This is a genomic window from Burkholderia sp. USMB20 (assembly GCF_000949135.2).
Lineage (GTDB): Bacteria > Pseudomonadota > Gammaproteobacteria > Burkholderiales > Burkholderiaceae > Burkholderia.
The window spans coordinates 79,162-86,972 of sequence record NZ_JTAN02000020.1; the positions used below are offsets into that span (position 1 = coordinate 79,162).

General features: G+C 63.4%; 9 protein-coding genes. 3 read left to right on the forward strand and 6 right to left on the reverse strand.

What is annotated here, in order from left to right; genetic code table 11:
* Positions 1–62: 62 nt before the first annotated feature.
* The 5 genes from tssE to PL79_RS30300 form a co-directional block, all read right to left on the reverse strand.
* Complete coding sequence (tssE, locus tag PL79_RS30280; RefSeq protein WP_044845929.1) at positions 63–548, reverse strand: type VI secretion system baseplate subunit TssE; 486 nt, start codon at positions 546–548, stop codon at positions 63–65.
* A gap of 63 nt (positions 549–611) precedes the next feature.
* A complete protein-coding gene (locus PL79_RS30285; protein ID WP_006477093.1) occupies positions 612–1,115 on the reverse strand; it encodes an Hcp family type VI secretion system effector in 504 nt (167 codons plus the stop codon).
* Positions 1,116–1,185: 70 nt separating this feature from the next.
* Entirely contained in the window at positions 1,186–2,676 is a 1,491-nt protein-coding gene (tssC, locus tag PL79_RS30290; RefSeq protein WP_006751237.1) for a type VI secretion system contractile sheath large subunit, read from the reverse strand.
* A 15-nt stretch (positions 2,677–2,691) separates the two neighbouring features.
* A complete protein-coding gene (tssB, locus tag PL79_RS30295; protein WP_044845930.1) occupies positions 2,692–3,207 on the reverse strand; it encodes a type VI secretion system contractile sheath small subunit in 516 nt (171 codons plus the stop codon).
* Between the two features lie 44 nt (positions 3,208–3,251).
* Positions 3,252–3,893, reverse strand: a complete 642-nt coding sequence (locus tag PL79_RS30300; RefSeq protein ID WP_044845931.1) for a tetratricopeptide repeat protein — start codon at positions 3,891–3,893, stop codon at positions 3,252–3,254.
* Between the two features lie 378 nt (positions 3,894–4,271).
* Here PL79_RS30300 and tssJ point away from each other — a divergent pair, with 378 nt between their 5' ends.
* The 3 genes from tssJ (at position 4,272) to icmH (ending at position 7,111) form a co-directional block, all read left to right on the forward strand.
* The gene (tssJ, locus tag PL79_RS30305) at positions 4,272–4,883 is read left to right on the forward strand and encodes a type VI secretion system lipoprotein TssJ (RefSeq protein WP_044845932.1); all 612 of its coding nucleotides are present in this window, start codon (positions 4,272–4,274) and stop codon (positions 4,881–4,883) included.
* A gap of 102 nt (positions 4,884–4,985) precedes the next feature.
* Positions 4,986–6,332 carry a type VI secretion system baseplate subunit TssK gene (gene tssK, locus PL79_RS30310; RefSeq protein WP_044845933.1) on the forward strand — a complete coding sequence of 449 codons (1,347 nt, stop codon included), beginning with the start codon at positions 4,986–4,988 and terminating at the stop codon, positions 6,330–6,332.
* Positions 6,329–7,111: a type IVB secretion system protein IcmH/DotU gene (gene icmH, locus PL79_RS30315; RefSeq protein ID WP_044845934.1), complete on the forward strand. Its 783-nt coding sequence runs from the start codon at positions 6,329–6,331 to the stop codon at positions 7,109–7,111. Before tssK ends, icmH begins: the two co-directional genes overlap by 4 nt.
* 145 nt (positions 7,112–7,256) lie before the next feature.
* On the opposite strand, the gene PL79_RS30325 is transcribed toward icmH, so the two are convergent.
* Positions 7,257–7,574 carry a DUF7716 domain-containing protein gene (locus PL79_RS30325; RefSeq protein WP_044845935.1) on the reverse strand — a complete coding sequence of 106 codons (318 nt, stop codon included), beginning with the start codon at positions 7,572–7,574 and terminating at the stop codon, positions 7,257–7,259.
* Positions 7,575–7,811: the final 237 nt, after the last annotated feature.

Sequence of the window (7,811 nt, forward strand, 5' to 3'; positions counted from 1 at the left end):
TCAATATTTCCTGCCGGACCCTGATCCACCACCGGGCGGTCCGGCCCGCTCGGCAGCTCGATTCACAGCATTCTGGCCGCGCGTGCGCGCGTGACCGAATACTGCAGCGTCGACGGCTGCAGCATCGCATCGAAACTCACCGGCTCCTCGGCCGGGTGCACGACGAGCAGCGCCTGGATCGCGAAGTAAAGCGCGTTGGTCGACTGCTCGTTCAGCTCGAACGTCACCTGCACCTGCTGCAGCCGCGGCTCGTGGCGCGCGATGGCCTGCTGGATCGACTTGCAGATGAACGCGCGGTCGTAGTGACTCGCGAGGCTCAGCCCCGCGAAATCGTTCAGCCCGTAGGTCAGCACCGACTTCTGGCATTCCGGCAGCGCGGCCAGCTCGATTTCGGTGTGCGCGATACGGGTGTTGAGGATCGCCTCGACGTCGCGGGCGACCGTGTTCTTGAGCTCGTCCAGCGACAATTGCCGCATCGCGGCCGAGGCCGGCAGATGCGGTTCGTCGTCGAACAGCTTGTCGAGAAAACTGGGTTCGAATCGTTTCATCGGCCGGCGTCCACAGCGAAAACGGCAACGGGACGCCGAGCGCCCCGTTGCCGCAAACCGACCTTAGACCGCGTAGGTCTTGTCGTTCTTCGTCAGGCTCCAGGCGCCTTGCGTGTTGCCGCCCTGGTTGCCGCCGATCTTCTGCTGGGTCTGCTTCCACTGCACGGCCGCGTACTTCAGCGAGAACGTCTCGAGCGGCAGACCTTCTTCGCGAACGCTCGGTGCGATGCTCGAGATGATCACGTACTTGAGCTTCACTTCCAGATACTGCACGCGCTTGCCTTCACCGTCCGCGCGCGAGAAATGGACCGTCACTTCATCGAACGTGGTGCCGCCCGATGCGTGCTGATACAGCAGCGGGCTCGACGAATCGATTTCCTTCGTGAAAATCATGTCGCCGTGCTCGCAGCGCGTCATCGTGTGACCGCCTGCGGTCGATGCCGTTGCCGAACGCGGCTGAACGATCGAGTGATCCCACGATTTCAGCTCGATCCAGCCTTGATGGTCCTTGTCCGCGGATTCGCCCTTCACCGCCGGACTACCAAACTGCAAGTGCATATGTAACATGGCCCTTCGACTCCCCAAAGAGGTGGTTTTAACGTCCTACCCAGGCGGCCCGCCCGGGCGATTTACTCGCTTATGAATTTGCCGGTTTGGGCAGATCAGCGACAAGTCGCAGAGAAATCGAGAGTTCGTCGAGCTGAAAGTGCGGACGCAGGAACGCGACCGAACGATACGAGCCCGGCTTGCCCGGAATCTCCGACACTTGTATGGATGCCTCGCGCAGCGGAAATTGCGCCTTCTGTTCCTGAGACGCGTTGTCGTCGAGCAGGACGTACTGCGAAATCCACCGGTTGAGGAAAGTCTCTACGTTCTGCGCCGATGCGAAGCTGCCGATCTTGTCCCGCATCATCGCCTTCAGGTAGTGCGCGACGCGCGATACCGAGAAGATGTACTGAAGCTGGGCGGACAGGACGGCGTTCGCATTCGCGCTGTCGGTGCTGTATTTTTTCGGTTTCTGCACCGATTGCGCGGCGAAGAACGCAGCGTAATCCGAGTTCTTGCAATGCACGAGCGGGATGAAGCCGAGGTCGCTCAGCTCCTTCTCGCGGCGATCGGTGATCGCGATTTCGGTCGGGCACTTCAGCGCGACTTCACCGTCGTCGGTCTTGAACGTGTGCGTCGGCAGGTCCTCGACGAGACCGCCGCCCTCGACGCCGCGGATCGCCGCGCACCAGCCGAAGTCGTCGAATGCGGCCGTCAGGCGTGCCGCGAAGGCCCACGCCGCGTTGCACCACAGGTACTTGTCGTGCTCGGTGCCGTCGACGTCCTCGACGAAGTTGAAGTTCTCCGCCGTCTGGCCGTCCTTCGGATTGAACGGCAGGCGGCCGAGGAAGCGCGGCAGCGTGAGGCCGACGTAGCGCGAGTCTTCCGAATCGCGGAACGACTTCCACTTCGCGTATTCGACGGTGTCGAACACCTTGCCGAGATCGCGCGGCTTGCCGAGGTCGGAGAACGACTCGAGGCCGAGCAGCTCGGGCGACGCCGACGCGATGAACGGCGCGTGCGCGGCCGCCGCGACGTGCGACATCTGCTCGATGAAGTACATGTCTTCCGGCTGGCGCGAGATCTCGTAATCGCCGATCAGCGCACCGAACGGCGAGCCGCCGAACGTGCCGAACTCTTCTTCGTAGACCTTCTTGAACAGCGCGCTCTGGTCGAACTCGCTCGCGCCCTTGAAGTCGCGCACGAGGTCGCGCTTCGGTGCGTGCAGCGCCTTGATCTTGATCGTCTGGCCGGTGTTGCTTTCCTTGACCAGGTAATCCATCCCGCGCCACGTGCTTTCGAGGCGCTGGAATTCCGGCGCGTGCATCACCGCGGACAGCTGCGTGGAGATCAGGCGATCGAGTTCCGCGACGCGCGCGTCGATCGTCGCCGACAGGTTGTCCGACACGATCACCGTGCCGTCGAGCACCTGGTGCACGAGTTCGCCGATCAGGTCCTTCGCACGTGCATGCTCGGAATCGGATTTCGCGACCTTGCTCTTCTCGACGATGTCGTCGAGCAGCGAAGTCCCGGCGGCGTATTCCGCGCCGCTCGCTTGGGCCGCAGCCGTTTGCTGGTTCATCTCAACACTCCGTCGTCATTCGCCGTCTTTGTCGCCGCCGGTGCCCTTCGCGAGCTCCTGCAGCTGCTGCGTGTTCTTCAGCACTTCGGACAGCAGGTCCTCGAGCTTGTCGTTGCCGGCGAGCTTGTTGCGCAGGTCGGCGAGCTTCGAGCGCGCCTCGAGCAGGCGGCGCAGCGGCTCGACCTGTTCGACGACTTCGTCCGGGCTGAAATCCGACAGCGAACGGAACTTCAGGTCGACCGCGAACTTGCCGCCTTCCGGGCTCAGGCGGTTTTCCACCTGGAACGCGGCACGCGGCTCGATCGCCTTCATCACGTCGTCGAAGTTGTCACGGTCGATGTTGACGAACTTGCGGTCGCGCAGCTTCGGCTGCTCGACTTCCGACTGGCCCGCCAGATCGCCGACGACCCCGACGACGAACGGCAGTTCCTTTACCTCGATCGCGTCGCCCTTCTCGACCTCGTAGGTCAACTGGACGCGCGGCGGCCGTATTTTCTGCAAGCTTTTCTGAATGCTTTCTTTCTTGGCCATCTCGACGGCTCCCAGGTTAGTTGTGGTTATCGCGTCAGTTGCGGTCAGTTGCGCAGTGCGCTGAACGGATCGGCGCCGCCCTTCTGCGGCGCGGTGTTGCCCGACGCCGTCGGCGTGGTGGCAGCACCGGCGGCGACCTCGGTTGCAGCGCCGGCGCCGGCCTTCGGACGGTGAATCTGGCGACGCACGACCTTGCGCGTTTGCGTCTTCTGCTCCGGCGGGAACAGCGCCGATTCGCCGAGCGTGTCGCGCAGCTGCTTCGCGAGCGCCTGCGCGTCCGACTTCGCATCGCCTGCGAGCGACGAATCCTGGCGCAGTTCGCCGAGCGACTGCGTCGCGATCCGCAGCCCCGCGACCGCGAGCACGCTCTTCGCCTGACGGTCGGTCGCATCGCGCTGCAGTGCTTCCTGCGCGGCGACGATCGCCTGGCCGTAGTGGTTCTGGGCAAACTGGATCTGCGCGATGCGCGACCACGGCTCCTCGCGCGTCGGATCCGACTTCGCGAGCTGCTGGTACAGGCCGAGCGCCTTGTCCTGGTCACCCGATTTCGCGACGGCGTCCGCATCGGCCAGCGACTTGTTGAACACCTCGGCAGACGGCGGCGCCGGCGGCTGGCTCGCACAACCGGCGATCACGCCGCAAGCCAGCACTACCCCAGAAAGTTTTGCGAAGAGACGGTCTTTCATCGTTATATCCACCGGCGCGTGAGTATTAAAATCGTTGAGAATCTGGTTCTTTTGCTTTGCAAGAAGCGCGCGGGTATAGTACCGATCAATTTTTCATAATTCAATCGCTGCGTGCAGAGTAATTCCTTTTAAAATCGTGCGCCACCCCCTCGAAACGCCTCTGGCAGCGGCTCGCCGACGGCTTTCGCATCGACCGGAATGCGCAAGTTTTACTTGGCCTGCAACGCTTTGCGCGAACGACGGAAAAAATTTCCGAATGCACGCTGCCGGGCGCGTGTGCTTAATAGTTGAACGGCCGATACGCCGGGGATTCGCGGCGAACGCGGAAATACCCGGCAGTTTTGACAGGGGAGTTAAAGGCGGCACGCCGGAAACACGATGAGATCGTCCATGATTCGCTATGCGCTGCCGCTGATTGCCTGCGCGCTCCTGGCCGGATGCGCGGCCGCCCCGCTGCTCGGCTCCGCCGCGAGCGCCGTCATGCAGGCCGCCGGCGTCGGCAAGCCCGACGTGCCGGATGCCCAGAAACCGCCGCGCAACATCGGGCTCACGCTCGCCGCCGCGCCGAACCTCAATGCCGCGAACGATCACAAGCCGCTCGCGTTAGTGGTCAGGCTCTACGCGCTGAAGGATCCGACTTCGTTCCAGCAAGCGCCGTTCGATGCATTCACCGATCCGACCAAGGAAAAGGCCGCGCTGGGCGCCGATCTGCTGAACGTGCGTGAAATCACGCTGATTCCGGGCCAGCGCTATACGGCAACCGAAAAGCTGTCGCGCGAAGCGCAGGCATTCGGCATCGTCGCGCTGTTCCGCGATCCCGCAATCCAGCGATGGAAACTGACGTTCGACCCGGCAAAGTCGGAGAAATCCGGCATAATCATCGGCCTGCATAATTGCGCGATGACGGTCACCGACGGCTCTGTCATCGCACCGCAACAGGGTGCGCCTTCGCAACCGCTGAATTTGCTTTCGTCGGTGACCTGCGGTTAAACATGACGCACGAATGTCATTTAACAAGAGTTAACAAAATGGCGATTAATTCGGGCACGAACAAATCGATTACATCGCAACGCGACATTAACCGGATTTGACATGAGTTATTCGGCCAAGGTGCTGTGGGGGGAAGGGCTGTTCCTCCGGCCTCAACACTTTCAGCGGCAGGACGCGTACCACGAGGCGCGCCTGTTCGAATCCATCCAGGCGATCCAGCCGTACAACTGGGGCGTGCGCTCGGTGCGCATCGACCGCGATGCGCTCGGCAGCAACGTGCTGCGCGTGGCCGAGCTCGCGCTCGTGTTTCCGGACGGCGCGCTTTACGCCGCGCCGCAGGCCGACGACCTGCCGCCGCCGATCGCGCTCGACACGCTGCCCGACGGCATCAACGAATTCGTGTTCTACCTCGCGCTGCACCCGCTGCGCGAGAACGGCACCAACTACAGCGACGATCCGGCCGCCGGCTTCATGACGCGTTTCGTCAGCGAGCAGACGAGCGTCGCCGACAACTTCACCGACGCCGCCGAAGCCGACATCACGTTCCTGAAGACGCAGGTCAAGCTGATCGCGCACAGCGAGCCGCGCGACCAGCTGCTGTCGGTGCCGCTCGTGCGCGTGCGCCGCACCGCGACGTCCGGCTTCGAGATGGACGACAACTTCGTGCCGCCGTGCCTCGCGATCGACGCGTCGCCGATCCTGCACCAACGGCTGCGCCAGCTCGTCGACGCGCTGCAGGCGAAGGTGAACGCGCTGTACGGTTTTCACCGCGAACCGTCGAAGAACATCATCGAATTCCGCTCGGGCGACATCGCGTCGTTCTGGCTGCTGCACACGGCGAACGCCGCGTTCGCGACGCTCGCGCACCTGCACCAGCACGCGGCGCTGCATCCGGAGCGGCTGTTCCAGGAACTGCTGCGCCTCGCGGGGCAGCTGATGACGTTTTCGAAGGGCTACACGCTCGCCGACCTGCCCGTGTATCGCCATGACGATCCGGGCCCGAGCTTCGCGCGTCTCGACCTGATGCTGCGCGAGCTGCTCGACACCGTGATCTCGACGCGCTACTTCGCGATCACGCTCGACGAGGTGCGTCCGTCGTTCCACCTCGGCCGCCTCGATTCGGGCAAGATCGACGACAAGACCGAGTTCTATCTCGCGGTGTCAGCGGACATGCCGAACGTCGAGCTCATCGATGCGGTGCCGGCGCGCTTCAAGGTCGGCGCGCCCGACGACGTCGACAAGCTCGTGCTGTCGGCAATGCCCGGCGTGCGGCTGTCGTACATGCCGCAGGTGCCGCCCGCGATTCCGGTGCGGCCCGGTGCATGCTATTTCCAGCTCGACTCGCGCGGCGCGTTGTACGAGCGCATGCTGCAGGCCCAGTCCGCGATGATCTACGCGCCGACTGGCATCAATGACCTGAAATTCGAACTGATCGCGGTCACATCATGAGCTACGCGCCTTCCCTGTTCGGCGACAACGCGCCGGCCCCGCTGCATACCCCGGCGTCGACCGACGCCGCGTTCCAGGCCCGTTCGCTGCTCGACCTGCTGTACGACGGGTTCTTCATGCTGTTCCTGCTCAAGAACGGCCGCGAGCCGGACAGCGCGAGCGAGTTCAGCACGAAGATCCAGGAGTTTCTGGCGGATTTCGAGCGTGGCGCGAAGAAGCTGAACATCCCGGCCGAGGACGTGTATGGCGCGAAGTTCGCGTATTGCGCGGCGGTCGATGAAATGGTGCTGTCGTCGCAGTTCAAGATCCGCACCGACTGGGAACGCCGGCCGCTGCAGCTCGTGCTGTTCGGCGAGCAGCTCGCGGGGGAGAAGTTCTTTCAGTATCTCGAGGAATGTCGCGCGCAAGGCGCGGCGCGGTTGCAGTCGCTCGAGGTGTTTCATATGTGCCTGCTGCTCGGGTTCCAGGGCAAGTATCTGCTCGAGGGGCCGGAGAAGCTCGCTTACCTCACCGCGCGGCTGGGGGATGAAATCGCGCATATGAAGGGCAAGCGGGCGGCGTTTGCGCCGCATTGGCCGCTGCCGGATCAGATCGCGCATCGGCTGAAGCGGGAGGTGCCGGTTTGGGCGATCGGGGCGGTGTTTGCGCTGGTGGCCCTGCTCGGGTATCTCGGGCTCAATACCTATCTCAAGGACAAGACGCTGCAGGCGTTGGCGCCTTACTCGCAGGTGATCAAGGTCGGGCCGGAGTCGGCGAATTTGACGATTTCGTTGCCTTGAGGGGCAGGCTTCGTTCGGATGTTGACGCTTCGTGAAGAAAGGACCGCTCGGCGGTCCTTTTTTACTGTGGTGCGTGGGGCGCGTCGTCGTGCGTCGTGCGTCGTGCGTCGTGCGTCGTGCGTCGTGCGTCGTGCGTCGTGCGTCGTCAGAGCAGAATGAATTCCTCGTTGTCGACGTAGAACACGAACGCGTCGAACAATTGCGCGACGCTCGGTTCGTCGACCTGGTCATGCGCGTTGATCACGATGTCCTCGATCGTCGCGCTATTCAGCGTGACGCGCCAGCCGGGTTGCGGTGCGGTAGCGGGCGGCGTGGTGGCTTCGGGGTCGTTGGCGTCTTCGGTGAATGCGCCCTCTGTATCGAGCGTCCAGGGCATCGGCGGCAGGCAGAGCCAACCGGAGAAATCGCCGGGGCGTTCGAGAATGTGTTTCAGCGACGCGGTGGTCGTGACGGTGGTCGACATGGGTAGTGCGGTGGTAACTGGACTGGAGTCAATACGCCCGAGCCAAGATGCGACGGTTGCACAAGTGTGTCTGCGCAGCGGCGCTCGTGTCGAGCAAGGCGTGATTATGCCAAGTTCGTAAGCGCGAGGTCGGCTCGCAACCCGCGCCGACAGCAAGCGATTGAACTCGTCCCACTCGTATTCCTGCTCCCCCGCCGGCGTGCGCTTGCGCACCAGATTCCCGCGCGCGTCGTACTC